The 25,849-nt window shown below is 34.2% G+C and carries 24 protein-coding genes; 7 read left to right on the top strand and 17 right to left on the bottom strand.

Translation table 11 applies throughout. The annotated features are described in order from the left end of the window. The first annotated feature begins 21 nt into the window (after nt 1–21). Both METBO_RS03880 and METBO_RS03875 read left to right on the top strand, forming a co-directional pair. The gene (locus METBO_RS03880; protein WP_013644365.1) at nt 22–993 is read left to right on the top strand and encodes a biotin--[acetyl-CoA-carboxylase] ligase; all 972 of its coding nucleotides are present in this window, start codon (nt 22–24) and stop codon (nt 991–993) included. Nucleotides 994–1,106: 113 nt separating this feature from the next. After that, a complete protein-coding gene (locus METBO_RS03875) occupies nt 1,107–2,444 on the top strand; it encodes a PIG-L deacetylase family protein (protein ID WP_013644364.1) in 1,338 nt (445 codons plus the stop codon). A gap of 4 nt (nt 2,445–2,448) precedes the next feature. Here METBO_RS03875 and rtcA read toward each other — a convergent pair whose 3' ends face one another. The 10 genes from rtcA to cbiM form a co-directional block, all read right to left on the bottom strand. Continuing rightward, nucleotides 2,449–3,462 carry an RNA 3'-terminal phosphate cyclase gene (rtcA, locus tag METBO_RS03870; protein ID WP_013644363.1) on the bottom strand — a complete coding sequence of 338 codons (1,014 nt, stop codon included), beginning with the start codon at nt 3,460–3,462 and terminating at the stop codon, nt 2,449–2,451. 92 nt (nt 3,463–3,554) lie between these two features. Further along, a complete protein-coding gene (locus METBO_RS03865; RefSeq protein ID WP_013644362.1) occupies nt 3,555–4,715 on the bottom strand; it encodes a TIGR03576 family pyridoxal phosphate-dependent enzyme in 1,161 nt (386 codons plus the stop codon). A gap of 9 nt (nt 4,716–4,724) precedes the next feature. Further along, nucleotides 4,725–5,216, bottom strand: coding sequence for a TIGR00288 family NYN domain-containing protein (locus METBO_RS03860; protein WP_013644361.1), 492 nt, complete (start codon nt 5,214–5,216; stop codon nt 4,725–4,727). Between the two features lie 334 nt (nt 5,217–5,550). Next, nucleotides 5,551–5,892 carry a hypothetical protein gene (locus METBO_RS03855; RefSeq protein WP_013644360.1) on the bottom strand — a complete coding sequence of 114 codons (342 nt, stop codon included), beginning with the start codon at nt 5,890–5,892 and terminating at the stop codon, nt 5,551–5,553. A gap of 275 nt (nt 5,893–6,167) precedes the next feature. Next, nucleotides 6,168–9,083: a PAS domain S-box protein gene (locus METBO_RS12930; protein ID WP_013644359.1), complete on the bottom strand. Its 2,916-nt coding sequence runs from the start codon at nt 9,081–9,083 to the stop codon at nt 6,168–6,170. Between the two features lie 167 nt (nt 9,084–9,250). Beyond that, nucleotides 9,251–9,649, bottom strand: a complete 399-nt coding sequence (locus METBO_RS03845) for a hypothetical protein (RefSeq protein WP_013644358.1) — start codon at nt 9,647–9,649, stop codon at nt 9,251–9,253. Between the two features lie 11 nt (nt 9,650–9,660). Further along, entirely contained in the window at nt 9,661–10,254 is a 594-nt protein-coding gene (locus tag METBO_RS03840) for a hypothetical protein (RefSeq protein WP_013644357.1), read from the bottom strand. A 401-nt stretch (nt 10,255–10,655) separates the two neighbouring features. Continuing rightward, entirely contained in the window at nt 10,656–11,444 is a 789-nt protein-coding gene (gene cbiQ / locus METBO_RS03835) for a cobalt ECF transporter T component CbiQ (RefSeq protein WP_013644356.1), read from the bottom strand. A gap of 25 nt (nt 11,445–11,469) precedes the next feature. Beyond that, nucleotides 11,470–11,790 carry an energy-coupling factor ABC transporter substrate-binding protein gene (locus METBO_RS03830; protein WP_013644355.1) on the bottom strand — a complete coding sequence of 107 codons (321 nt, stop codon included), beginning with the start codon at nt 11,788–11,790 and terminating at the stop codon, nt 11,470–11,472. Nucleotide 11,791: 1 nt separating this feature from the next. Further along, nucleotides 11,792–12,487 carry a cobalt ECF transporter S component CbiM gene (gene cbiM / locus METBO_RS03825; RefSeq protein WP_013644354.1) on the bottom strand — a complete coding sequence of 232 codons (696 nt, stop codon included), beginning with the start codon at nt 12,485–12,487 and terminating at the stop codon, nt 11,792–11,794. A 310-nt stretch (nt 12,488–12,797) separates the two neighbouring features. Between cbiM and METBO_RS03820 the strand changes: the two genes are divergently transcribed. After that, nucleotides 12,798–13,331: a hypothetical protein gene (locus METBO_RS03820; protein WP_013644353.1), complete on the top strand. Its 534-nt coding sequence runs from the start codon at nt 12,798–12,800 to the stop codon at nt 13,329–13,331. A 299-nt stretch (nt 13,332–13,630) separates the two neighbouring features. Here the strand turns inward: METBO_RS03820 and METBO_RS03815 are convergent, their stop codons facing one another. Next, on the bottom strand, nt 13,631–14,845 hold the full coding sequence (locus METBO_RS03815; RefSeq protein WP_013644352.1) for a DUF2142 domain-containing protein: 1,215 nt from the start codon (nt 14,843–14,845) through the stop codon (nt 13,631–13,633). Nucleotides 14,846–15,537: 692 nt separating this feature from the next. On the opposite strand from METBO_RS03815, the gene METBO_RS03810 reads away from it, so the two are divergent. Beyond that, complete coding sequence (locus METBO_RS03810; RefSeq protein WP_013644351.1) at nt 15,538–16,926, top strand: cation diffusion facilitator family transporter; 1,389 nt, start codon at nt 15,538–15,540, stop codon at nt 16,924–16,926. On the opposite strand, the gene METBO_RS03805 is transcribed toward METBO_RS03810, so the two are convergent. Together METBO_RS03805 and METBO_RS03800 are read right to left on the bottom strand one after the other, a co-directional pair. Continuing rightward, nucleotides 16,923–17,408 (bottom strand): tetratricopeptide repeat protein, encoded by a 486-nt coding sequence (locus METBO_RS03805; protein ID WP_394294930.1) that lies wholly within the window; start codon nt 17,406–17,408, stop codon nt 16,923–16,925. The genes METBO_RS03810 and METBO_RS03805 overlap by 4 nt on opposite strands. Nucleotides 17,409–17,476: 68 nt before the next feature. Then, entirely contained in the window at nt 17,477–18,316 is an 840-nt protein-coding gene (locus METBO_RS03800; protein WP_265101215.1) for a methanogen output domain 1-containing protein, read from the bottom strand. Nucleotides 18,317–18,729: 413 nt separating this feature from the next. On the opposite strand from METBO_RS03800, the gene csa3 reads away from it, so the two are divergent. Next, nucleotides 18,730–19,323 (top strand): CRISPR-associated CARF protein Csa3, encoded by a 594-nt coding sequence (gene csa3, locus METBO_RS03795; protein WP_013644348.1) that lies wholly within the window; start codon nt 18,730–18,732, stop codon nt 19,321–19,323. Nucleotides 19,324–19,357: 34 nt separating this feature from the next. On the opposite strand, the gene METBO_RS03790 is transcribed toward csa3, so the two are convergent. From METBO_RS03790 to METBO_RS03780, 3 genes are read right to left on the bottom strand one after another with little or no spacing between them, the layout of a single operon-like run. Then, entirely contained in the window at nt 19,358–20,167 is an 810-nt protein-coding gene (locus METBO_RS03790) for a DUF6282 family protein (RefSeq protein WP_013644347.1), read from the bottom strand. Continuing rightward, nucleotides 20,136–20,684 carry a FumA C-terminus/TtdB family hydratase beta subunit gene (locus tag METBO_RS03785; protein ID WP_013644346.1) on the bottom strand — a complete coding sequence of 183 codons (549 nt, stop codon included), beginning with the start codon at nt 20,682–20,684 and terminating at the stop codon, nt 20,136–20,138. Before METBO_RS03785 ends, METBO_RS03790 begins: the two co-directional genes overlap by 32 nt. Before the next feature lie 42 nt (nt 20,685–20,726). After that, the gene (locus METBO_RS03780) at nt 20,727–21,068 is read right to left on the bottom strand and encodes a hypothetical protein (RefSeq protein ID WP_013644345.1); all 342 of its coding nucleotides are present in this window, start codon (nt 21,066–21,068) and stop codon (nt 20,727–20,729) included. A 426-nt stretch (nt 21,069–21,494) separates the two neighbouring features. Between METBO_RS03780 and METBO_RS03775 the strand changes: the two genes are divergently transcribed. Then, nucleotides 21,495–23,318 carry a DUF2070 family protein gene (locus tag METBO_RS03775; RefSeq protein WP_013644344.1) on the top strand — a complete coding sequence of 608 codons (1,824 nt, stop codon included), beginning with the start codon at nt 21,495–21,497 and terminating at the stop codon, nt 23,316–23,318. Nucleotides 23,319–23,479: 161 nt separating this feature from the next. On the opposite strand, the gene METBO_RS03770 is transcribed toward METBO_RS03775, so the two are convergent. Further along, complete coding sequence (locus METBO_RS03770; protein WP_013644343.1) at nt 23,480–23,785, bottom strand: EMC6-like membrane protein; 306 nt, start codon at nt 23,783–23,785, stop codon at nt 23,480–23,482. A gap of 64 nt (nt 23,786–23,849) precedes the next feature. Here METBO_RS03770 and rqcH point away from each other — a divergent pair, with 64 nt between their 5' ends. Then, nucleotides 23,850–25,835 (top strand): ribosome rescue protein RqcH, encoded by a 1,986-nt coding sequence (gene rqcH / locus METBO_RS03765; protein ID WP_013644342.1) that lies wholly within the window; start codon nt 23,850–23,852, stop codon nt 25,833–25,835. Nucleotides 25,836–25,849 lie beyond the last annotated feature (14 nt).

The following is a 25,849-nucleotide window of genomic DNA, read 5'->3' as shown; positions in this document are numbered from 1 at the left end:
GTTCGTTTAGGGGCATTTTACATGACCAAAAGAAAAATATTAAAAACTCTTTATGAAAAGAAGGATGAGTACGTACCTCTGGAACAATTTGTGAATGAAACTGGAAAGAGTCCAGAGATAATTGAAAATGAGTTCCTAAATCTGGAAGAGGAAGGATACATTATAAATCATTCAAAACTGGGATACAGACTTATCAAAACTCCAAATCTTCTCCTACCCTATGAAATTAAACGGGGCTTGAAAACCAATTTTATGGGTCATGATATACACTACTTCAACGAAGTTGATTCCACCAACGAAGTTGCCAAGTACCTTGCAGAGGAAGGTGCCGAAGATGGTACAGTCGTAGTTGCTGAAATTCAGAACAAAGGAAAAGGCCGGCGTGGTAAAACTTGGATATCACCACCTGGAGGTATCTGGATGAGTGTCATACTCAGACCAGAAATTCCGCCACACAGAGCATCCCAGTTAACCCTTGTTACAGGTGTGGTTGTTGCAAAAACAATTAAGGAAGAATTGAACATCGACGTGGGAATAAAATGGCCAAACGACATATTGATCGGTAAAAAAAAGGTATGCGGTATTTTAACAGAAGTAAACGCCACACTGGATAAAGTGAACTACCTTGTGGTGGGTATTGGTATAGATATGAATGTGGATGTTCCCATGCTCCCATCAGATCTTCAGAAGGGTGCTACTTCCCTTAAAAATGAGTTAAACACCGAAATTAACGGTGCACTTCTGGTTCAAAGGTTCCTACAGAACTTTGAAAACATCTACAATGACTTTAAAGATGGTAAGTTTCCAGAGATCCTTGATGAATGGCGTGCAATGTCTTCAACAATAGGAACCAGTGTTGAAGTTAGAACAAGGGGAAAAAGAGTTCAAGGCTACGCTGTTGGTATTAATAAAGAAGGAATACTCATAATTGAAATGGAAGATGGTAGCCTAAGGAAGATGATATCTGGTGAATGTTTACACCTAAACAAATAATGATTAATTTTTTTTTTACAGCATGACAAAAGATTCAGATTGATTAGATGCAGTATCAAACATATATTGTTAATGAAAATTTGGATGCCCCTATTTAATTTGGAGACAGTGAGATGGATAAAAAAGCAAAACTAACCTTTTTCCTTACTTTAATTTTACTTTTCAGTTTTGCTGCTACTTCCTACAGCTACAACAATCAAGTTAACAATTATCCCAAATATCCTCAGATAAATAGTTCGGACAGAGTTCTGATCTTTGCCCCACACCCCGACGATGAATCTTTAAGTAGTGCAGGTTTGATTAGGTACTGTGTTGAACATAATGTGCCTGTTCATGTTGTTGTTGTAACCAATGGTGGGAAGGGAAAACTTGGCAGTGTAAGACATTCTGAAACTTTAGATGCAACTGCAAAACTTGGACTTTCAAGTAATAATGTTACATTTTTAGATTATCCACAGGTTGTTAACCGTTTATTTAATGAGAATTGGGATCCCAACCATGCCTACTTTGATGGTTCCCATCACAATTCATTCTCATATGATCAAAATTCCAGTTACTGTGGAGAATCATTGGAATCCAATATTGAAACCATGATTGCCAACTACAATCCAACGATAATAATTTATCCTGCAGTGGATGACGATAACACCGACCACTGGGGAACTGGTTCATTTGTGGATTATGCTGTTAACGATATGGATTATCAAACAAAAATGTACAGCTACTTGGTTCATGATGATGAGACACTGTGGCCATTTCCTAGATCATACTTTCCACAGAGTAAACTGCTCCCGCCATCCTACCTCGCAAACCAGACCAACTGGTTAATATTTCCTTTGAACAATTCTCTGGAACAATACAAGTTTGATGCAGTTAACTGTTACCAGAGCCAGATGCAAAAGGATTCTGTTTTCTTAAAATCATTCATCAAATCCAATGAACTCTTTGCTGTTGCCCCCATCAAGAACGTCACAAGACAAGATACAAGCAACGATTACATTAACTCCCATGGTTTTCCAACGACGGTGTTTCATGATCCTGTGGGTGACATTCTAAACCAGCCAAATAATCAAATCTACTCTGTACTGGACAGTCAAAGTAGCTATGATATTGGGGATGTTGGATTTGAAATTGACAACAACACACTATGGATATCTCTAAAAACAACGGGAGGAATTTCTAAAAATGGCATTTACCAGTTCCATTTAAGAGGATTTGGGGATTATGGAATATCAAGAGTAGATTTCCAAGTACAAAATGGAAAGGCCAGTTACATAATGCCATCAAAAAATAGTGTAACGCCCACATTACAATTACGGTCCGATGCATCTGGAATCGTGGTTGGAATACCTGCAATGCTTGATGATCACACTTTCATGATAGATGTTGAATCTGAAAATTCAACCCATGTATTCGATAGAACAGGCTACTTCAACATTGATGTGAGTTGAAAATTTATTTAACTGTTATAAGAGCAGGTTTTCCTAACTTCCCATCCACCTGCACATCTCTATTTATGAACTGACTCGCTACATCTATATTTGTTAATGTGTGTTGTGTGAGTTTAGAGGTGGTTATGGAAGAATTTCCAGCGATGAAAAGGTATGGAATTATCTGATCTCCCATATGGCTGTCTAAAGCCGAATTTCCACTTATCTGTTCCAGTAAATCTTTTGCAGCGTCAAGTCCAACTACTTCTGCTTTTTTACCCCTTTCACCTATGGAACTTCCACCGAGTGGGATGGTTCCATCTGTCCATAGTAATATTCCAGATCCTGATCCAAATGAATTGTCATCATGTTCAATATCTACGTTTATATCGTATCCTGCATTTTTTATCATGACCTCTGCAGATCTGGCCTGTCTAATTGCAACATGTTCTGGCAGATTAACAGCATGTGATATGCCTTTTACAGCATTAAAATTTGATTCAATAATATTCACCGGTTTTAATGAACTTATTGGATAAATTGTAACCTCTAAAATTCCTCCGCCCTTGGGGTAGTGGCCCCTTCTAAGGACTTGGGTGTCTGCCTTGTAGCCCATGGTGTTCAAGATGGGAAGAGTTATATTTTGGAGGTAATCTATGCTTGGAGACCATCTTAAATCTGTTCCACCTTTTATGGTAATTTTAACAGGTCCTCCTGTAAATGCTGCAGGTATCATGAAGGCTTGAAGTATCAAACTGATGCTTCCTGCTGTTTTAATGTCTATATCGTAGTTACCGGGTTTCAGTTTTCCGGGTTGAAATGATAGTTCTGTTGACCCTATTTTAAGTCCTGAAAGGTTGGCATCTGATAGTTCTGCAACTGCCTTCACAGAATTTAAATGTTGAGGCATGAGTCCAGGTTTGGGTCTTTTTGAGCGTATGTTGTATATTTTAACTGGTTTAGATGTTAATGCGGATAGACCTGTTGCTATCCTTAAAACAGCTCCACCACCTTCTCCACGGGATCCATCAATCTCCATCAAAATTTTATCCCCTAACAATATTTAAAAAAAAATAGTATTCATAGTCCATCAGTTTGATAAAACCCAATCCTTTGGCAGTTTTTTATGATTCAACTGTAGAGGATTTTTTTAGATTCTTCTTCGTTGTTTGCTACAGATTGGAGTTTAGTAAATGTTTTCTTGAAGGCTTCAGCAATTTCCTTTGAACCAATTCGTTCTGCATCATTTGCTGCTAGATCTATTCTGATCGCCGCAGATGCACCCGGCATTCCAACCGCTGGAATTGTGATTATGCCATGATCCCTCAGGAGTATCATGGCAAATAGATACGCCAGATCATCGGATTCCAGATCTGTTTCTGTCTCTATTTGTCTAAGTTCAAATTCAATGGCTTCTGGTGTGAGCATTATTCCTGTGGGTGTTTCTTTGACCATGGAAAACTGATTATTTAGTGCTTCTTTCAGTTCATGTTTGGCTGAAAATGCCATTAATATTTTTTCGGGACTTAAGTTTTCCAGGGCCCTTACCATTGCAGCCACCAATGGTGCTTGTGCTTCTAATCCAAATTGATGGGCTTTAGATTTAACCAGCTGCATAATCTCTCCCTTTCCAGACATGAGTCCTCCTCTAGGACCGTCCATAAGTTTGTCTGTGCTGGTTATGGCTATATCTGCACCCATATCTATTGCTCTTGGCTGTCTGTATACAATGGTTCTGAGTCTTGCTCCAGATGCATCATCAACTGCCACAGGAATGTTTTTTGCCTTACAAATTTCAATCACCCTTCGGAAATCTTCTTGGGTGATGATCTCGTGATCCATGGTTGATCCGGTTATGAAAACCAGGGATGTGTTGTCCTCTACCTTGAATTCTTCAATTTTATCAAACTCAATGTAACTTGCACCAACAAGTTCAGCACTACGAGGTATAGATGGATGTGCCGGTGACTTTGGAAGGTAATGTGCCACTTCGTCGCCAGGTTTTACAATGGCAAGTACAGAGGCAAGTATTCCTGAACTAGTTCTGTTTAAGGCCAGAACCTTATCTCCACCCAGATGAATTTTACCCACTGTTTGTATGGCATCATCAAACACTGCAGGCCCAGCATAGGTTTCTAGAAGGGCTTTATCTTCGGATAGGATTGGGAATCCACCTGCAAGTCCTGTAAGATCATAAAATCCTTTCCTTCCCTTGGTTTGAAGTATGGATTTAATGACCCTGAGGGCTGCTTCTCGTCTGTTTACTTCGTCGATTATTGAATTTGTAAGCATTTTTATCGGTTAGTCGTGATTGTTATCTGATTTTAATACGATTGCACTGTCTGCTGAATTTTGAAGTGCTGCACTGAAACCTGGCTCTGCACCGATAACAAGGGTTTCCTTTCCATTTTCTTTGGCCTTATTTATTATGGGTAAAAAATCAGCATCCCTGGTCATGAGTGCGATAATATCAATATTAGGATTATAAATAAGTTCCATGGCTTCAACTGCCATATAAACATCAGTATCCCCTGCAACTACAATTGGGGTGTAGCCTTGGTTTACAATGGCCTCAATTAATTTATCAGATGCGTACTGGTTTAACAGTACTTTTCCAACCCTCATGTTTCCATATTCTGCTATAATATCCCTAACAATATCAAGATTAAGGCTGAATTCCTTTCTTAGCATATTAGGACCATCAACTAACAGACCAACATTTTTCCCTCCAGCCTCGCTTCTTTTAAGCGGAATATAGTCCTTAAGGGAACTTAATCTTTCAAAGCTTCGCATTTAATTTCCTCCGGTTAAATAATCCAGAAAGTACATAGATATAATTGAAATAATTTTCTATTTATTGTCTAATTCTTTTTTTTTATAGTTGAATAAGAACTCATTCCAACGATCAGGACAAAATAAATCTGAGTCATGCCCATCATTTTTGATATGATTTTTTATTCAAAATCTAGTATATTGTTCCATTGATATATAATTTTTACAAGGTAAATTCCTACAAAATATTCAGTACCCAAGTTCAATGATAAACAAAAAATCAACCATTCCATGGCCTATGGGAATGTTTGGTATAAAAAAAATTATGTTAAATAAAATATTAAATAAAAGGTTATTATTCTATTTCAAGTGAAAATGAATCTTTAAATAACTCTTTTACAACGTCTAAATCTTTAGGTTTGAGTTTGGATACTGTGATGTTGTTTTCTATCTTGATGTAGTACTCAGCATCCACAATTTCTCCTTCATCGTTCATATAAAGGAAAAGTCCATCTGCAAATTTTAATGGATCCCTTGAAGGTAGGAAAACTTCAAATCTTATTAGAACCTCTGATCCATAGATGCTCTCATGGAGTTCGGTCTTTTTTTCTTCAGATTTCAATGCTTCCTTAAATGCTTTCATCCTTGCCTTAAATTCCTTATCAATTGTTATTGTATCATTCTTTTTGGTTGCCATAGTATACACCAAATATTTTTATTTAAATATTTATATTTTAATCGTGAATTTCTAATTCGATTATTATTGATAGAACAGCGGCCTATAAAAAACCATTGCTCATGTGTGAAAATGTAGACAAAAATTAGTTTTATCCACAACCAATTTCACAACTACCTACATAGGTACTAACATTTGCATCACTACATATTTAAGTTTAAAATTTTAAAAAACTGCATTTAATTGTTAAATATTCAAGTTAATTTCTGTTAAACCCTGCCCATATATGTGGTTTCCTAAATTCTTTCCTTGTATATAAGTTCATTAAACACGATCTTAAATTCTGTTCCATTGCAATTATCCAGTTCGATTTCTCCATCGATCTGATCTGTTAAACTGTTTACAAGCTGAAGTCCGAGTGAATCTGTGTTTTTAAAGTCTATTGTATCGGGAAAACCTACTCCATCATCTTTTATTATGAGTTCGTAGTTTTCTCCTAAATTTTTAAGTGAAACATACAATGTTCCCTCCATTGAATCTGGAAATGCATATTTTAAGCAGTTTGATACCAGTTCTGTTATTATGAGACCCAATGGTACGGATGTTTCAATATTGAGGTTTACATCGTCAATCTCAAGAACCGGTTCGATCTTGCCCTTCTCTATGGAGTAGGAATAGAACAGATCCCATACCAAGTTTTCGATGTATTCAGCGAAGTAAACTTTGTCAAATTTTTTTGATCTGTAGAGTTTCTCATGGATCATTGACATGGACTTAACACGGTTCTGGCTCTCCTTTAACACGTTTATAGATTCTTTATCATCCAAGTATCTGGTTTGGATGTTCATGAGACTTGAAATTATTTGCATGTTGTTCTTTACACGGTGGTGTATTTCCTTTAAAAGAACCTCTTTTTCTCTTATTGAACCTTTAAGTTTGGTTTCAAACTGTTTGATCTCTGTTATGTCGCTTGCAATTACCAAAACGTAGATTATATCATCTTCCATTTCAATTACTGTGACATTGACATTTACACATCTGATATTTCCATGTTTATCAATCAGTTCTGTTTCGAAGATCTGGTTTTCCTTGTTTTCAATTATTTTTGAGAATATTTCCTGTAGGTTGGTAATATCCTCTTTAAAATATATTCTAGTATCATGTAATGATTTTCCAATCAAGTTTTCCTTTGAAACACCGGTTACCATGCTTATTGCATTGTTTGCATCCACTATGATTCCGTCTTTATTAAATAAGATTGTATAATCTGGATCATATTCGAACAGGGTTCTGTACTTTTTTTCACTCATGAGGAGTGCTTCTTCTGAAATTTTTTGTTTGGTTGCATCCCTCACATCGGCAAAAACTATTCCTTCAGAGGGTAAAAGGCTAACATTCCATGAGAGCCATTTGTAGCTTCCATCCTTAGTTTTGAATCTGTTTTCAAATTTGATGTTTGAATCAGCTCCCATTGCGTACTCGTTGAAATCTGTTTCTTTAAATCTGTCCTTGGGATGTATGAATTCATGGATGGGTCGAGATTTGAGTTCTTTCTCGGACCATCCAAGTATTTCTTCCCAGTTATGATTTAGCTGTTTGAAACATCCATTAAAATCAGTTATACAGAGCAGGTTTGATGAAAGGTTGAAAAACCTGTCTCTTTCTCTTTGTGCCTTTTTTACAGTGGTTATATCGTTTGCTACTATTTGAACTCCAGTTATTTCTCCTTCGGAATTTTCAATTTTTGTGAATGTGAATATGTACCATTTTTCACCTTTTGGAAGCTTTAAATGATCTTCGTAGACCATTGAATCTTTTGATCTTGTAGCAATGGCTATTCTTTCCAACAATGTTTCTGCAATTTCATGTTTGGTAATGTCCGTGATCAATCTTCCAACGAAGTCTTCAGGTTTTCCATTTAATTTTTGGGCCCCAATTTTGTTAATCATTAAAATGGTTCCATCTATATCGCAGTAGCCTATTCCCATTCCAGCACTTTCTATGAGTAGTCTGTTTCTCTCTTCACTTTCTATCAAGTTTTTTTCAATTTTTTTTCTCTCTGTTATGTCCCTTGTAACACCCAATATCTCGCTTACTTCTCCTCTGTGATCTTGGAGTAGTGTTGTCACAACTTCTGTTGGTACTATGGAACCATCTTTACGGTACTGATCTACCTCGCTCTGTGCCACCCTCCATTCTTCGTTTCCTGCTAAAAACTGTTTTATTCTTTTGGGAAGGTTTTCCTTTATGAAGGTGTAGGCTTCAGGTGTCATTACCTCTTCATATTTCTGTTTTAGAACTTCTTCAGGGGTGTAGCCTCGAAGCTGATAAACTGATGGACTCACATAACTAAATTTTTGTGTTTTGAGATCCAGTATCCATATTACATCACCAGTATTTTGAGAAATGATATTGTATAATGATTCAGTTTCCATTAAAACTGTCTCTGTCTTCTTTTTTTCAGAGATATCCTTGACAAATCCTTCAAGATAGAGAACTTTATTATTATGGTTTTTTACAGCCCTGAATGTTAATTCAACATCGATTATGGTGCCATCCTTCTGGTAGTATTGGTTTTTATATGTGTGCCATTTTTCATCCTTTACTACTTCTTCAATGAGTTCTTTTCGAGTTTCTGGTTCAACATAGAACATTTCTTGAATGGTTGAATTGTTAACATCGTTTAAAATTTCTTCAGTAGAATTATAGCCATATATCCTGGCATATTCTGTGTTTAATCTAAGGAGTTTTCCTTCTACAGTAGAATGGAAAATTCCTATTGGGGCCTTATCAAAGATATTCTTGAAGTTAGCCGAGTCATTTAGCAAACCAGTTTCACTGGCATGCTTAAAAACAACATATTCAATAGAATGTTCCAATTCTCGGGCTGTGATGGGTTTTATTAGGCAAGAGTAATGACCTGTTAAATTGTCCATTTCACTTTTTATTTGTTCTAAATTTTCTGTTAAGTAGATGATTGGAATGTTTGATGTTTGATCCATTATTTTCGCAGTTTCCACACCATCAAGTGGACCATTTAGATCTACATCCATGAGAATGATATCAGGATTGGTTCTGTTTAAAACTTGAATAGCATCTTCACTCGTGGCAACAATTTCCGATACATTGTAACCCAATGACTCTATGGATAGTTTTATATCTTCAGCTTCAGCTGCATCAGGCTCCACCACTAAAATAGTGAGTTCTAACATATGATCTTGATTTTGTATGGTGTCTTAATTATATTTATTTATAAATAATCAGTAAAACTATGGAATGATAGTTTCACCATTTGTCGGGATTATAATGTTCGAAATTTCATATCCGTTGTTTATATATTTGGAACAAGCTCATAATCAAATTGGGCTATTTAAAATAATTATTTATCATCTTTGTATTCACATTTTAATAGTCCAATAAAACTGTTTAAACCATTTTTGCTTGATTCTATTATGTCTATAGCTGATTCTAATTCATCCTGTTTGTAACGCTCATCCACCATTAATCTATGGATTATAAATCCTATTATTGAAAGTATGGCCATGAATATTAGGATGTAAAATGTTAAACCAAGTACTGGTATTTCTGTCAGGTTATCCATGTTTATGAAGGTCATGACAAATACAACCACGAATGCCAGTGAAAAACAGGTGGCTATGATTAGCAACAACTTTTTATCGTCATTTCTGTCCCTGAAAGCTGAATAAGCTGTGATTGAAAGGGATGAACCTGCCAAACTGAACACTAAAAAATCTGGTATTAAACTGCTGATGTCCATGAAATTTCCTCCTACTTGTAACAAGCTTGTTTAAGGACTTCTTCCTTGTTCAACTGTTTTGCATATTTATTTATTTCATTGTAGGCATCTTCATACACCTGAATGAGATCTGGATGTGCTGTTTTCACACCCACAGCACCCCTTGTTTCGTTGTGGTGATGCGGTTTTTCTATGTACAGGTGGGTTTGATTGAATATCATGAAGTGTTTGTTGGGTCTGATTGGTAGGATATGATATTTGACAGATTTGAATCTATCAAGTAGGGAGTATATTTCAAGTTTATCTTCACAAAAAGTTTGTGGCCCTCCAATTATGGATATCTCATCAAATTTTGAGGATGCTGCATTTTTAACAATTTCCATGGTGTCTTCGCTCAACTCTCCCACAACCATTTTAAATATCAATGGCCCCTTGGGATTATGACTGTTCTCTTTTTTAATGTACTCTATGAGGTTGAACCTCCAGATTCGTTTTTCGTATCGTTGACTACTATGAAAAAGTACGATCTCCCTGCCGTAAAGTTTATGAACATGAGGATTGTGCCTGTAAATAACCCTAATTAGTAAAATAACAACTAATGTAGTTGATATGCTTATTATTGCCAATATGAGGCCATAGCTAAATTCTATTTTTACAACTCCTATTCACAAATTGTGATATTTTTTACACTTGAAGTGTATGTCTAACTATGTTCTGGATCTATTTAAAAATTTTGAATGAAACTAGGCTGAAAAAAAAAATAATTATTAATTCATATTTTGTGATATTTTTTACACTTGAAGTGTATGTCTAACTAAAAAATAACAGTAATACCAATAAACTAGTAACAACTGACAACATCGTCAAGACTTAACAAATTTATCATTTAATGGATAAAATTTACATTGTCCAGTAATATGGACATGAGGATAATTTAAAAGAGAAATAACTTATTTATATCATCTACATACATTTTCAAAGGATAAATATTATTTTTATAAAAAAAATTAGTTTTTGATTTAAGAATTTACAGTATGTGAAAACCTGCCGAGAAGTAAACAGCTGCACAGAGAACTATCTCAAACATTATCAGGAAAGAAAATTTTTTGATCCCAATGGTCTTAACAGATCCGAAGTCGTTCATTGTTTTAATAGAACCATCATAGCAACGTGATTCCATTGCTATAAACGTTTGCTCACCCTTTAGCCATGTTTTTATAAAAAGGTTACTTATAAGCATTCCCATGGATTTATACGATTTTTTCATTGTTGAGTAACCATTTCGGGTTTCTTGTGAATGATACATGTTAACAGCCTCATCTAGAAACAAAAAGATGTATCGATACATGAGCATGGTGAGTTCAACAACAATTTTAGGAATTTTAATAGCTTCTAATATTGCAAACAATTCAGTCATGGGTGTTGTAAGGGCTAAAAATGCTAAACAAGCAAAACCGCCCATTATTCTAGCGAACACTAGTGCTGCTCTGTTAAAACCATCTGCAGACACTCCAAGATTCAAAAATCCTAAATCATACACATATTGACCATATCCAAAAAATATGGCCATGAAAACAAAGGTTATAAATGCGAAGGTTAATGGAACCAATAAAAATTTCAGATAGAATTTAATTGGAATTTTAGCCTCGAACAATATCAAAAATGTGAAAAATAGAAATATGAAGAGAGGTACTACAGGGGAAGTTGATATTAAACTAACTATCATGGTAATTATTGCAAACAATACCTTGAAATATGGATTCAAATTTCTAAGCTCATTTGAATGAGCATATCCATCTAGAGTTAGTTCAAACATCAAAATTCCTCCGCTTATACATTCTTCAATCAATTTTTTCTTTACTTTCTAATTTTCTTTTTCGTTCTTTGTCTTGGCCCATGTAGTATCCAAATACAAATCCTATGATTATTGCTCCAATAGCTGCTTGAACAGCAAAGAGTAAACTTTCAATCTCCCCACTAGGTGGTTCCCAAATGGAATGGAACCAAGGAGTGTAACCCGTGGATTCTATGTATTCCGGACCTTGATCATCAGTTCCTCCGAAGTATCCTTGTGCTTCACCTTTACCATTGTAAAATGCCAAAGGAAATACGACAATGACAACTACCAAAGAAAGCAGTAGGATGGCCCTTTTATTTACCATATCAAACCGCCCCAGCTTTAGCTTTAACTATTTCTGGATCTTCAGACTTTATGACCCCTAACCTGACCATTATGTCTGGTCTGAGCTTCATGATGTATTCAAACACAACAACTGTTAAAATACCTTCAGCAATTGCAAGTGGCACTTGAGTCCATGCGTAAATTCCTATGAATTTCACAAACGCAGCCTCAAATGTAGGAATAGGGAATGCTAAAGAAAGTTGAACTGCTGTTGTTACGTATGTTAACCAGTCCCCCATGACTGCTGCTAAAAATATGGCTATAGATGTTGACCATCCAATTTTCCTTGCACCCTTCCATATTAACCAGGCTGCAAATGGACCTACAATACCCATCGAAAAATCATTAGCACCTAAAGTGGTTATTCCCCCATGTGCAAGGAGCAAAGCTTGGAATACAAGTACTATTGCTGCTAAAACACTCACAGCCGCAGGTCCAAACAGCACAGCACCCAATCCTGTACCTGTTGGATGGGAGCAGCTTCCAGTCACTGATGGCATCTTCAAAGATGATAAGATAAAAATGAATGCACCTGAAACAGCTAACAATGGTTTAGATTCAGGATTTTCATCAGTCACCTTTTTTATCTGAATTATACCATAGGCAATTACCGGTAATGCCACTATGTACCAAAAAAGGCACCACTGCCATGGTAAAAAACCCTCCGCAATATGCATTAATCACATCCTCCGTAATTATATTCTTCATAATATGATAAGTTAAATTTACTTTAATTTAGATCAATTAAACTTGATTAATTAATTATATAAAGCTTATGATTTTAAATTCCCCAAATAGATAAAAATAATAATATAACATCTTTATTTTTAATATCCAAGCAATCACAATCAGATAAATAATTAGATTAGTAATATTAATCAAAAAGTTTTTCAGAAACTTGAAAAAACTAGAACCCTAAAATATATTATTAATAGTAATTAAAAAGGTAATACTGATTTAAATATTTGATAGAAAATAGTAATCATTATGGACTATAATTTAAAGTTAAAAAAATGCAGTAGATGTAAAGAATATTTGCCATTAAATAAGTTTAGTATAGACAAAAAAACTAAGAGTGGACATCAATCCTATTGTAAAAAATGTAGAAAAGAAATGTATCATGAAAATAGGCATATTAACAAGATTAAAGAAAAAGAGTATCGTATGAAAAACCCAATAAATATTTGGGCCATGCATACACGTAATAATCACCAAAGAAGAGGAATTAAAATTAATATTTCAGTCAAAAAATTAACAGAGTTAGGTGAAATGGCAGTAAAAAATGGATGTTATTATTGTGGAACCAAATTTGACATTAGGAACAGCCAAGGCAAAGCAGGAGAGTTTACTTCAAATGCCATGACTGTAGATCTCATAGATTCAAACAGAAAAGTAATGGACGAACAAAACATTCGAATATTGTGTCATTCTTGTAATTCCGGTAAAGGAACATTAAATGAAGAAGAATTTTTATTAAAATGTAAAAAGATTGTTGAAAGATGGTCAAATGATTTGAAATAATTCATTATCTGAGAAATATTTGAATCAATTATATTAAAATGTAATATTAATACTTAATTAATTAAATATAATATTTTTATTTCGTAAAATCTATATATTACGAAGTAAATCATTAGTCCACATAGTTTTTAAAAAGGAAGTTGAAAGAGTCAAATTACAAATAAACCATTTTTACCCAATTTGTAATATAATTATTCTCTTGATCATATATTGGAGTATTACTCTACCTATCATAATTCATTATAACTAATTTATGATAATAAAAGGCCATTTTTAATTATTTTGAATTAACACACTACTCAATAAAATCTATGATAAATCATAAAAACTGAAATAATAAGTATAATTATGCTAAAACAAGGCACTAAAATTTTATTTACTTTAAAATTAGGGATTCTATTACTATACACTCCTAAAAATAATAATGGAGCTATTGGAATGAAATATCTTCCATAAACACCATCAATAAGATTGTTTCCAACATTATTCCATGTAAGATACTCCAAAACAAATATTGAAACAAAACTGATCAAAAAAACCATGATGGAACAAATTCTCTGTTTCAAATTCATATTAACTTCAGACTTATCTGTTAAAGCTATGTAAAATAAAAACAAAATGTAAATATAAACTAAAATAGGGGATAAAGGAGTATCCAATCCTGTGTCCTTCCAACCAAATGTGCCCACAAATGTTGTTAAATAGTAAACAAAATTATTTATAATTGTGTTAATAAGAATACTAGTAAATGTAATAAAATGTGTCAATATAAATATAAATTGCTTCTGAGGATATACTTGTGGAGAAATTGGCACATATATTCCCTTTACAATTAAAGTCCACAATAACGCTATTAGTATCGTGAAAAGAAAAATAATACTAAACCACGTATATTTGTATTTTTTACTTACAAATTTATGTTTTGGAATAATTAGGAATAAAAGAAGTACAAAGATGTAAATTTCCTTAGACAACGCTAATAAAGCTCCTAAAAAAAATATAAATAAAAGTTGATTTTTATTAACCTTATAAATTTTATCATCAAATGCTAGTTTTAATATGAATGATATTAATAATAGAGAAATTGCAATATTAAATCCATCAGAAGAAAAAGATCCAGCTTCATAAAGTGCCATTGGCATTAATGCCAATAAAATAATAACCCATTTCAGTATGGGAGTATACTTTATTGCAAAATAAATAATAGAGACATATAAAAATAGATTAGCTAATCGTCCCAAATAAAAAATAATTGCAGGAGATAAACCTGATAACTTTCCTAGTAAAATGGCTATTGTTGGGACAATATAAGGAATTGGAGAATACATATCTACAAAAACCTTGGATTTTTCTACAAAAATATGACCTTGAGCTAGGTTTATGACTTTTAAATAGTGAGTAGGTTCGTCTGGTACTTGAAACATTGGATTTATCAATGCAATAGTAACTCCAAATATTAATCCAATAATAAGAAATAATATTTCCGGTTTTAATGCCGGATATTTAATATTCATAGATTAAATTAAATTATAATAAATTTAAATGTTATCATCAACTTCAATCCACAATCATTAAATAGTAGTAAATCAAATCTTGAAACTGAGCTGTTTTAAATTGAGCTATATGTTATTAAACATTTAATAGATTAGTCCCTTGGGGTAATGGCAATCCTGTAAGACTCTGGATCTTTCGATGGCGGTTCGACTCCGCCAGGGACTACTATTTTTTTTATAATTTTCCAAAATTTCTAGTTCAAAAAATACTAATTTTCATAAAATTTTAGAAATTCTAATTCTTACTAAAAAATTGATCAGCACCCCTAGACCAAACCATTTATTTACGGCCAATTTTACGATCTTTAAAAATTATTACCACTTTCAAAATTAGTATCAAAAAAACATTAACTCGACCTATTCTAAAACTAACAAAAAATTTCTAATATTATAAAAATATTCAAAGATTCGGTTGGGTAAAAACACAAAAAACATTGAACCAACAAAAATTTTCAATTGAAAAAAATATGTTTCAAATGATTGGAGCATCACAAAATAATTTTTTTCCAGAATTAACTGGATATATTTCTAATTTTTTATAGTTTGACTAATCAGGGATCTACTCAGTTTAATATTTAGTTAATGAAGTTAAAGATAGTATTATAATATTAATGGAGCAATGTAATATTAAAAAAATAATTAAGCGGGTAAAAATGAGTAAAAAAGAGTACAAGCCTTTGGGCTATGAAAAGTTTGTTATCATGGCAATCTTCGAAAGGGGTTCGATCAGTCTAAAGGATCTAGAGGACATTACAATAGTTTTCATATCAAGCATATGGTACAATGTTCATTACGGTAAACAGTACAATATTTTAGGAAGAATTCTCCTGTACTTGTTCCATTTGAGGGACAGGACTTGGGAAAGATACTATGCATACAGGTTTAAAGAAAAACATGTGGTTAAACATGGTTTGCGTACTGTTGACACCTGTAATAAACTTGTTGAAGTTGGAATATTGAAGATTAACGATGAAAAATATGAACTAACTGAAACTGGTTTGAAACTGGCCAAGTTAAATCAGGAAAGATTCGAAAAACGTGCAGAAATGATTGAAAATCGTCTTTTTGCACCTTCAGGTGCAGCCATTAACACAACGGTTGTTGATGGTTTCATGGCATTTTTAAAACTTTCTGTGGGATTTATAACAGGCAGTGTTGGTATAATAAGTGATGGTACAGACAGTGCAACCGATACAATATCTGCATTTCTTGTTTGGGTTGGAATTAAAACCAAACACGAATCTTTAAGTACTCTTCTGGTCATTGTTCTGCTCTTCGTTGCATCCATAACAGTTATGTACGAATCCTTTTCAAGACTTTACACTGCATGGACATCAACACTCAGCCCCATCATTGATCCAAGTTTGGTTATCATAATCGAAATTTTTGCAGTATTTGTGTATGCAGGACTTTTCTTCTATCAGCGTCAGATAGGAAGGGCATCTGGAAGTTTAACACTCATATCCCAATCTGTTGATTCTAAAAATCATATATTCATTGCATCGTCAGTTGCAATAGGTGCTGGATTTTCATTTTTTGGCATTTACTACGTGGATGCAATTGTAGGTGCAGTTGTAGCATTTAGAATTTTCACTGATGCAATTGGATTGTTAAAAGATGCTATACACTCAATAAAAGGAGAAGAAACAGATTTACATAAGTACAAAACACCTGTGGAAAATTATGTTCAAGATGGAAAACTCAAGGCTTTCAGAATTTTCACGATTTTTAGTGTATGGGCACGTGAAAATGAAGAAAAAGAGAACATAATAAGTTCACTCGAAACCATGTACACTCAAACCTATATTCCAGTTCTAAGTGAATTGCATTTGATTCCAGAGGATGAATATGGATTTAAAACTGATTTTGATAAAATAATGGATCCCCTGGTCAAGAGAAATTTCATATTAGTTCAAAATGGTAAGTACACCATAACAAAATCTGGAATTAAACGGTTCAAACACTTTGTAGCCTTGTTTAAATATTATGATGTACGCTTAACAGATCTTTTCATGTTGGATATTGAACATGAAAAGGATTAAGTTGTATTGTCCATAAAATCTTTGAGTTTGTCTCTGTTGATATGTGCATTAACATCAAGGGGATCTATCTTCAAAGCTTCATTGAAACATTCCATTCCAGAATCAAGATCTCCTGAGTTTGCAAGGGCAGCTCCCTTGTTACTTAGGGCATTGGTATTTTTTGGCTCTATTTTTAATGCTTCATCGTAACATTCTATTGCCTGGTTGTAATCATCCATCTCATAGTAAACAGCACCTTTATTAACCCAGAGCTCAGCATTTTTAGGTTCTTTTAAAATAGCAGTGTCAAATGATTCCAATGATTCATCATACCTTCCAAGCACCCTTAAAACATTACCTTTGTTATTTAAGGCCTGTACAAAATTTTTATCCAATTCTAGAGCTTTTTCATAACATTTAAGAGCTTCTGGGTACTGTCCATTCTCATAAAATTCAATTCCCTCGTTGTTCCATTCACCGGAAAGTTTTGACAAAATAATCACCTCACTATAAAATAAATGATAAAATAGAATACAATAAATAAACTTCGATTTAACTCCTAATTAAATGATTAGAATGTTCTGTTAAATGAAAATCTGCATTTAGGAGGGTTAGGTCCGAGTAAATAACTATGAAACATTTTAACATCAATGTCGGTCCAATTAAGAGATAATTCTACCATAGCTCTGCACATTAAGCAGTATATTTTATTATCATTCACGTTAGGACTCCACAAACATTCAGTTATTGTGAACTCATCTGATCCTGTTTCTATCCTGTAACCAAGATTGGTGAACATGTTAGTTACCCAAGCAATATACTCTGTTAAAATTTTTCTGCTGTTATCAGTGTTTTTATAGGAATCATCATCGAGTTTAAGTTCCCTATTCATTTTATGATGCATATTCGTCTCGAAGAAGTTCGCAAAATCCTTGAGAAATTTTGCAGTGTCCTGAATTCTCACTTGCGATGTTAATGCTGGTGTTGAACTCAACATAAAATCTCTAACAGTAGCCATACGCTCTTTATCCTTTGCTTGCACAGCTTTGTCTGCATAATCATTTCTTAAAAGAGCTATTTCTATACTATATTTGAGTTCTGTATCATCAAAAGGTTTTATTACATACCCTGAAGGTTTGGTCATTTTTGCCCTTGAAAATGTGTCATTGTCTGCGTGGGCTGTGAGGTATATTACTGGAACATCGTATCTATCCGAAATACGATCAACAGCATCTATACCATCCATATCTCCCCTTAAAACAATGTCTGCTAAAATTAGTTCTATTTCATTTTCATTTGCTATTTGGATGGCTTCTTCACCTGATCCAGCTGTTCCAACTACATCATAACCCCATTTATCAAGCTTATTTTGTATCTCTAAAGCTGTGATGTTTTCATCTTCAATAATCAAGATTTTTTCTTCAGGAATCGCAACCACCCCCGCAAACTATTTTCAATATCTCAAAATTATCATTATAAAAATGATAAATAGAAATCATAAACCATTGTACAGAACAAAGTTAAGTAATGACTTTTAATAAAATTGACATAATAACTTGCAACTGTCAATAATATATATTTAATATTTATTTATATTCTACAAACATAAATAATTATCATTTCTATAGTCATACTTTAATAACAATAAACCATTGGAAGTCTTGAGACTAAATCCATCGAAATCAGTCACAAAATATGCATAATACTAAATAACTATATTAAGCATATTCAAGAAAAAGTTATATGGAATATTAATAATAAGTTGAAGAAGTTGTAAATTTCAATTGAACAAAATTTTGGATTAAATTATTAAGAAGGGATAAAATGGATTATACGTTAATATCGACTATCTACTCAATAGAACCAATTATGGTTTGTATAACACAGTTTTCTCCCAAAAAAGTTGTTTTGTTGAGGGAAGAAGATGCTCCCCAAGCCAAGCTAAAGGTAGAACAGATAATCTCTGAAACAGTGGGAAACTTCATAGATATTGAAACAAAAATTACCAGCCTCTATGATGTTGTTAGAATCGCAAAGGACACAGTTGATGTAATAGAAAACGAAAAAGCTAACAACAGAAAACTATTTGTAAATATCAGTGGCGGAAGAAAACCACAAGCTTTAGGAGCTTTATTCGGATGTTACGCTCGCCATGGAGACATCGAGAGAATAGTATACGTTACAGAAGAGGACAGTCAAACCATAGACTTGCCTATACTGAACTTTGGATTGTCGCCAACCAAAAGGATGGTTTTAGAAGAGCTAACTAAAGACGGAAAAAGCGTCAAAAATTTGGCAATTAGGATCGGAATAAGTAGGGGAATGACCTACAACCACATCAGAGAGTTGAGAGAAATGGGATTCATCTCCCCAGACCAACTTGAAATAACCACTGCAGGTAAATTAGCAATAATATAAACCGTTTAAATGCAGTACGATATTCTCTTTTTTTTTATTTGTAAATCAGATTTTTTGGATTTCCAATTGACATCCTTCGAATTTCTGATTTTTTAATTCCCATAGCTTCCATGGTTTTTATGTACATTTTCATTCCATGGGAGGGTGAAAGATTATGCTTTTGACCAAAATCTGTGGCCATTATACATCTGTCTGCTCCAACTTTCCGGATTGAATTCTTAATATTTAGTGGATCAAGATTTTGATGTTTTTCCATGCAAGTCACATAACAATGCTCCAAAAATGCATGTTTTGACATTTCCTTTTGCTCATTAAGGGTCGCGGATACAACCCCTGCAAATGGATGGTTAACAACGATCTTCCATATTCCCTGACCATGGGCCATATCTATTAACTTGAAGATTTCTTCAGGTTTTAAATGTCCTGTTAATAGCACCATGTTGTTGTCAGCAATTACATGGATGATCTCTTCGATCTTGTTCATATCAAATTTAACAGAAGATGCTGAAATTGTTGGAAACCATACAAACTTACCATCCATGGCTGCACATGTCTTCACAGCCTCTAAATTGAGTCCACCAACACTTTCATTTAATACCACACCACCAAACACAGGAAATCCTGTGACTTCAGAGGCAATCTTAGCTCTGCCAGCTGTTGGTTCAATGTGTGACTTTAAAACAATTGAATGCATAAATTCCTTTTTAGAATTTAGTGCTGCTTCAATGTCAGATTCCAACCTAGGTTTAATATCTGGAGCCGTATGAATGTGAATATCTGTTACATCCTTTAAAACCGGATGTTTATTTGAATCACTGGTTATTTCCTTGTTTTCTAACTTCATCGTATAGGTTGCCTCCTTGGGAATCCATGGTAACTATCAAAGGTCCGAAATCTTTGACCTCAAGTTCCCATATTGCCTCAGGAACACCTAAATCAAGCCAGTTCACATTATTTATTTTTAAAATGGATTTCACGTATAGGGCTGCACAACCACCAACAGCAGAAAGGTAAGCTTTCTTGTTGTTTTTTAGAGCCTTTGCAGTTTCTTCATCCATACCTCCCTTTCCTACTATGAGTCCAGCACCCATGTTAATCACTTCGGGTTCGTAAGGATTCATCCTAGTACTTGTTGTTGGTCCCACAGCTACCATATCGTATCCATCATCTGTTTTTTTGATTATTGGACCTGCATGGAAAATAACTGCACCTTCAATATCCAAGGGTGCACCTTCTTCTATGATTCGTTTGTGTGCACTGTCCCGGGCAGTAAATATTGTTCCAGAGATGTATACAATATCTCCAATTCTCAAATTTGATGTCTCTTCCGATGAAATTGGTGTTTTTAGTTTCACGTTCATATGTTCACCTTTAGTTGGATAAAAGTTCCGTAATAAGTTTTTTTATTCTTTGATAATGTCTTCAATTCTTTGATCTAAAAATGAAGAAAAACTATCGGTAACCTGATTAATTAAATCGTTTAATTGATGTTTCTCTAAAAACAGATCTGGAAATTTCATTGTCAGGGCAAAATAAGTTTTACCTTCATTTTGACGAACACCAGAAAATTTTACTTCCACTTCTTTACTGGTTGTGTACATCCTCCAAGTTTCAAGACCCTTTGCAACTTCATCTAAATCAGTTTTATCAAATTTATCTTTGGTGTAATAAATTAAATATTTTGTTCCCTCAAAGGGACCGGGTTTAACACCATCTTCTATATTTAATTTCAGTTTTGGTTTCATTTAATCACTTTTTTTAGACAACCTAAAAAGTTTTTATAAATAATATTAAATGGAAAATCTAATAAATTTTGTTAAAAGATCATAGTCATTCTATGACTTAAATTTCTATTTTTTAAAGCCCAATAGTTAACTATTTCTTCCATTGTTATCATATCTCTAAATCCCACTGTAATTTAACGCCAATAAAATATGTCAGAAATTACAGGGTTTTAATTAATTTACTCCAATAAAATCTATTAAAAATTATTTGTGGAAAGATATTAAATTATACATATATAAATTATACAAACAAGTAACATAAAATGATGTACAAAATTTTTAACGATAAAAATTTTCTTAAACTATTGTATATTGAAATGAAAAATATGGTTTAAAGTGAAGTTTTAAATATATTACAATGATTTTAACATTTATAGAGGTAAATTTATGGGTAGTTCTGATAGAATAATGGGTTTAAGCAAGTACATAGTAACCCTACCAGGTAATAGGTTTAATGTTGCTGCCATGGTGTTTATAGGTTTTATTTTGGGATGCGTCGTTACAGCAGTAGAACCTAGTACCGAACACTCTGTACTGTACAGCATACTGTATGGTGGTGCAGCTGGTGTTTTAATATTTGGTTTAACTTCAATAATGAGTGGAGCTATTACACAGCCCATGATAAACGCTCTTGAAGGCAGACACATGAAAATGAAACAATCAATGTTTGTTTCGTTAGTGTCCATGGTAATTGTTGGCTTCATCTACTTTATAGGAAGTCTTGTTTCCAAATTCACAATTTACAGTTACACAATAGACGCCCTTATCTATGGTTGTGTTGTAATATTCGGATTCAGGATCCTGGTGATCTGGGGAACATCCAATATCAGCTTTTTCAAATCACTTCCAGCAGCAGTAATACAACCTGCCCTTATTCTAAGCATGGTAGTGGTAATCGTTTCTCTGACAAGCATAAGCACCAACATAGGCTACTTCAGCATTGTTGCCCTTTTGATAAAAATTATCGTAGCATCGTTGATCCTGGTTGTTGCAATATACTCATTTGTTGTGATAATTGAGTCTCCAATGAAACGAAACTTGGGTGTTGGTGGTTTAGAACTTTTAAGCCAATTTTTAGCACATGTCACAGAGGGATCAAAGGCCCTTGAAGATATTTTCGATGACATGGGCGAACCCATAGATACCATCGTAGGAATTGTGGCATTTAAGGGAAAAAATGGTTTAAAATCATTATTTTTAAGTCCTTGTGTCCACCCAGGACCAATCGGAAATATTGGTGGGGGAAATATGCCAACACAACTTGCAAATAACTTTGAAAATTTCACCCTCGTTGCCCACGGACCTTCAACCCATGATTTTAACCCTGTTTCAACCAAGGAAATAAAAAAGATCGAAGACTCAGTTAGAAATTCCCTTGAAAATTTGGAATATACCAACGAAGCCGGTAAATTCTTCAGGGTACAAAATGAAGATGCTAAGATATGCGGACAATATTTCGGTAAGAACCTCCTTTTACTTGCAACTTTAGCACCCGTGGGTTTTGATGACATGGACTTCGGTGTTGGTTTGGCACTGAGCAACCTTGCAAGGGTAAATACAAATGCAGAAAACGTTGTTTTAGTCGAATGTCACAATGCATTTAAAGGAGAAAACGGAAGAATTCTCCCTGGTAACAAGGAAGTATTCGAACTAATGGGTGCTGTTGATAAACTCGACAAACCTGGAGATTTGTATGATTTAAAGGTAGGATGTGCCTTTGATCCCATGGAAGAGGTTAGTAAAGACCAAGGTGTGGGGGAAAGCGGAGTGAAGGTGATGATTGTAGAAGTTGCCAATCAAAAGTCTGCTTACATACTGCTTGATTCAAACAACATGGAAATAGGATTTAGAGAGCAAATACTGGAAAAAATCAGTTCCCTAGATATCGATGAGGCAGAAATAATGACCTCAGACACCCATTTCGTAAATGCCCTTTCAGGAGGTCATAATCCTGTGGGAACCAAAGTACCAGAATTAATCCTTGAAAGTGTGTTTAACTGTACAAAAAAAGCCATAGATGATCTTGAAGAGGTTTCAGTTGCATGTGATGTTGCAATGATCAAAGACATAAAAACCTTTGGACCAAACCATGCAACGGAACTCGTAACAACTATAAGTTCAATTGTGGCTGTAAGCAGAATTTTTGCACCTGTGATCTTCATAATAGCATTTCTATCAGTATTCATATGGATATTTTACTGGGCACTCTAGGTGCTTGTAAATAAAAAGAAACTATAGAAATATGCAAAAAGTTTGAACTAGGGATACATATTGAAATTTGAAATTAAAATAACTACTGAGAATTGATCAAATAAATATTAAAAAAAAAATGAGATTTTTGTGGAAAAAAAGAAGAATTTATAGTCTTTTTTTTACCTTACTGTGTTTATAGGTGGTACAGGATTGATATTGAATAATATTATCCATACTACTAACCATACAAAGAAAAATGGTACAATTCCACTCCATATCCAACCTTTAAATCCGCCAACAGCTTCTTTGCCAAAAATTCTCTCGGCCAATTGTCCGAATCCATATAGAATTATTAGGGCAATGATGATGGCAATTGCCTCGTTATTGATTCCGTTAAAAAGTCCAGTTGTTAAGCCGTATGATAAGTAAGCCGCTATTAAACCGCCAATAACATGTAAGATCGTTACTTTAGCATCCACTTCCATAATTTTTACCTCCAAGCAATGTTTAATATTAGTATCAATCCATATAAAACCATAAGGTGTTCCAATGAAAGCCATGTCAAATGTTGATGTTTATGCAATTTGTAAAGAATTAGGAGAAGTACTCAAAGATGCCCGTGTTCAAAAGGCATATCAGCCCACCAAAGACACGGTATTAATAAGATTTCACGTGCCTGGAAAAGGACGTGTAGACGTGGTGTTCCAAGCAGGATTCAGGGTACATACAACTCAATATCCTCCTCAAAATCCAAAAATACCTCCAAATTTTCCAATGCTTCTTCGAAAGTACATAAAGGGTGGAACTGTAACAGCAGTTAAACAACACAACTTCGACAGGATCATGAGAATAGACATCCAAAAGGAAGAAAAATTCTCATTGGTAGTGGAACTCTTTGCAAAGGGAAATATAATACTTCTAGATCATGAAGACAAGATAATACTGCCACTTAAAAGGAAGGTGTGGCAAGATAGAAAAATAAGTTCCAAAGAAGAATACAAGTACCCGCCTGAAAGGGGTATGAACCCCCTTGAAGTGGATAAAGAAGAACTTAAAACTATTTTAACAAATTCAGATAGGGATATCATAAGAACCCTTGCAAGAAATGGGTTAGGAGGTCTCTACGCTGAAGAGATTGCCCTGAGATCAGATGTTGCCAAGAATAAAACTGCAGATGAAATAACAGATGAAGATGTAGAGGCCATCCAATCAGCAATAAATTCGATTTTTGATCCTCTTAAAACATTTAATTTCAATCCCCAGATAGTTAAAGGTAAAAAAGAAGATGTATTGCCATTAGATCTTCTTATGTACAAAGACTTTGAAAAGGAATCGTTCGAAAGTTTCAACGATGCTGCCGATGAATTTTACAGCAGTATAGTTGGTGAAGACATTGTAAATGTTAACGAGGAAGTATGGTCTGGTGAAGTTGGAAAATTTGAAAAACGGCTCAATATACAGTTAGAAACCCTTGAAAAATTTGAAAAAACAGTTAAAGATTCTAAAATTAAGGGTGAAGCCATTTATTCAGATTATCAGGCTATAGAAAATATTTTAAACATCATACACAGTGCCAGAGAGACCAATTCCTGGCTCGAGATCATTGCAACAGTGAAAAAAGCCAAGAAGGATAAGGTTCCAGGGCTTGAAATCATTGAATCCATCGATAAAATGGGAGTTTTAACCCTAAATTTAGATGGTGTTCGTGTAAACATTGATTCATCTATGGGCATCCCTGAAAATGCAGAGATATACTACAACAAAGGTAAAAAAGCCAAAAGGAAAATTAAGGGAGTGCACATAGCCATCGAAAAAACCCGGAAAGAAATTGATAAGGCCAAAAATAAACGGGAAATTGAGATGGAAAAAGTATTGGTCCCACAAAAAAGGGTTAAAAAGGATCTTAAATGGTATGAAAAATTGAGATGGTTTGTAACTTCCGATGGATTGCTTGCCATAGGTGGAAGGGATGCCACCACCAATGAAATGGTTGTAAAAAAGCATATGGAAAACAGGGACATATACTTCCATTCAGACATCCACGGAGCATCTTCAGTGATCTTAAAGGCTGGTGAAGGGGAAATCCCTGAAAGAAGTATCAACGAAACTGCAGCATTTGCTGCCTGTTTTTCAAGTGCATGGAGCAAAGGATTGGGATCAACAGATGTTTACTGGGTCCATCCAGAACAAGTTTCTAAAACACCACAATCAGGTGAATTTGTAGCCAAGGGAGCTTTCATAATTCGGGGATCAAGAAACTACATGAGAGGACTTCCACTCACACTTTCCCTAGGTATTGTTGATTACGAAGGTAGCAGAATAATGGCAGGGCCTCCTGAAGCAGTTTCAAACCTCACAGAAAAGTATGTTACTGTAAAACCAGGTTACATCAAAAAAGAAGAAATTGCAAGACAGATAAGAAATAATATTGATGATGAGAAATTGTTAAGCATCGAAGATGTTGTGCGTGTACTTCCATCTGGAAAATGTGATTTTCTAGATTCAAAAGGATTTAAAAGGAACAAAAAGAGGTAATTAAACTAAAATTG

The organism is Methanobacterium lacus, from assembly GCF_000191585.1.
Taxonomy (GTDB): Archaea; Methanobacteriota; Methanobacteria; order Methanobacteriales; family Methanobacteriaceae; genus Methanobacterium_B; species Methanobacterium_B lacus.
This window is presented reverse-complemented; position numbering and strand designations above follow the sequence as displayed.

Excerpts from the sequence above, each read along its gene's own strand:
- METBO_RS03880 (WP_013644365.1), top strand. The coding sequence starts at position 22 with ATGACCAAAAGAAAAATATTAAAAACTCTTTATGAAAAGAAGGATGAG.
- METBO_RS03875 (WP_013644364.1), top strand. The coding sequence starts at position 1,107 with ATGGATAAAAAAGCAAAACTAACCTTTTTCCTTACTTTAATTTTACTT.
- rtcA (WP_013644363.1), bottom strand. The coding sequence starts at position 3,462 with ATGGAGATTGATGGATCCCGTGGAGAAGGTGGTGGAGCTGTTTTAAGG.
- METBO_RS03865 (WP_013644362.1), bottom strand. The coding sequence starts at position 4,715 with ATGCTTACAAATTCAATAATCGACGAAGTAAACAGACGAGAAGCAGCC.
- METBO_RS03860 (WP_013644361.1), bottom strand. The coding sequence starts at position 5,216 with ATGCGAAGCTTTGAAAGATTAAGTTCCCTTAAGGACTATATTCCGCTT.
- METBO_RS03855 (WP_013644360.1), bottom strand. The coding sequence starts at position 5,892 with ATGGCAACCAAAAAGAATGATACAATAACAATTGATAAGGAATTTAAG.
- METBO_RS12930 (WP_013644359.1), bottom strand. The coding sequence starts at position 9,083 with ATGTTAGAACTCACTATTTTAGTGGTGGAGCCTGATGCAGCTGAAGCT.
- METBO_RS03845 (WP_013644358.1), bottom strand. The coding sequence starts at position 9,649 with ATGGACATCAGCAGTTTAATACCAGATTTTTTAGTGTTCAGTTTGGCA.
- cbiQ (WP_013644356.1), bottom strand. The coding sequence starts at position 11,444 with ATGTTTGAACTAACTCTAGATGGATATGCTCATTCAAATGAGCTTAGA.
- METBO_RS03830 (WP_013644355.1), bottom strand. The coding sequence starts at position 11,790 with ATGGTAAATAAAAGGGCCATCCTACTGCTTTCTTTGGTAGTTGTCATT.
- cbiM (WP_013644354.1), bottom strand. The coding sequence starts at position 12,487 with ATGCATATTGCGGAGGGTTTTTTACCATGGCAGTGGTGCCTTTTTTGG.
- METBO_RS03820 (WP_013644353.1), top strand. The coding sequence starts at position 12,798 with ATGGACTATAATTTAAAGTTAAAAAAATGCAGTAGATGTAAAGAATAT.
- METBO_RS03815 (WP_013644352.1), bottom strand. The coding sequence starts at position 14,845 with ATGAATATTAAATATCCGGCATTAAAACCGGAAATATTATTTCTTATT.
- METBO_RS03810 (WP_013644351.1), top strand. The coding sequence starts at position 15,538 with ATGAGTAAAAAAGAGTACAAGCCTTTGGGCTATGAAAAGTTTGTTATC.
- csa3 (WP_013644348.1), top strand. The coding sequence starts at position 18,730 with ATGGATTATACGTTAATATCGACTATCTACTCAATAGAACCAATTATG.
- METBO_RS03790 (WP_013644347.1), bottom strand. The coding sequence starts at position 20,167 with ATGAAGTTAGAAAACAAGGAAATAACCAGTGATTCAAATAAACATCCG.
- METBO_RS03785 (WP_013644346.1), bottom strand. The coding sequence starts at position 20,684 with ATGAACGTGAAACTAAAAACACCAATTTCATCGGAAGAGACATCAAAT.
- METBO_RS03780 (WP_013644345.1), bottom strand. The coding sequence starts at position 21,068 with ATGAAACCAAAACTGAAATTAAATATAGAAGATGGTGTTAAACCCGGT.
- METBO_RS03775 (WP_013644344.1), top strand. The coding sequence starts at position 21,495 with ATGGGTAGTTCTGATAGAATAATGGGTTTAAGCAAGTACATAGTAACC.
- METBO_RS03770 (WP_013644343.1), bottom strand. The coding sequence starts at position 23,785 with ATGGAAGTGGATGCTAAAGTAACGATCTTACATGTTATTGGCGGTTTA.
- rqcH (WP_013644342.1), top strand. The coding sequence starts at position 23,850 with ATGAAAGCCATGTCAAATGTTGATGTTTATGCAATTTGTAAAGAATTA.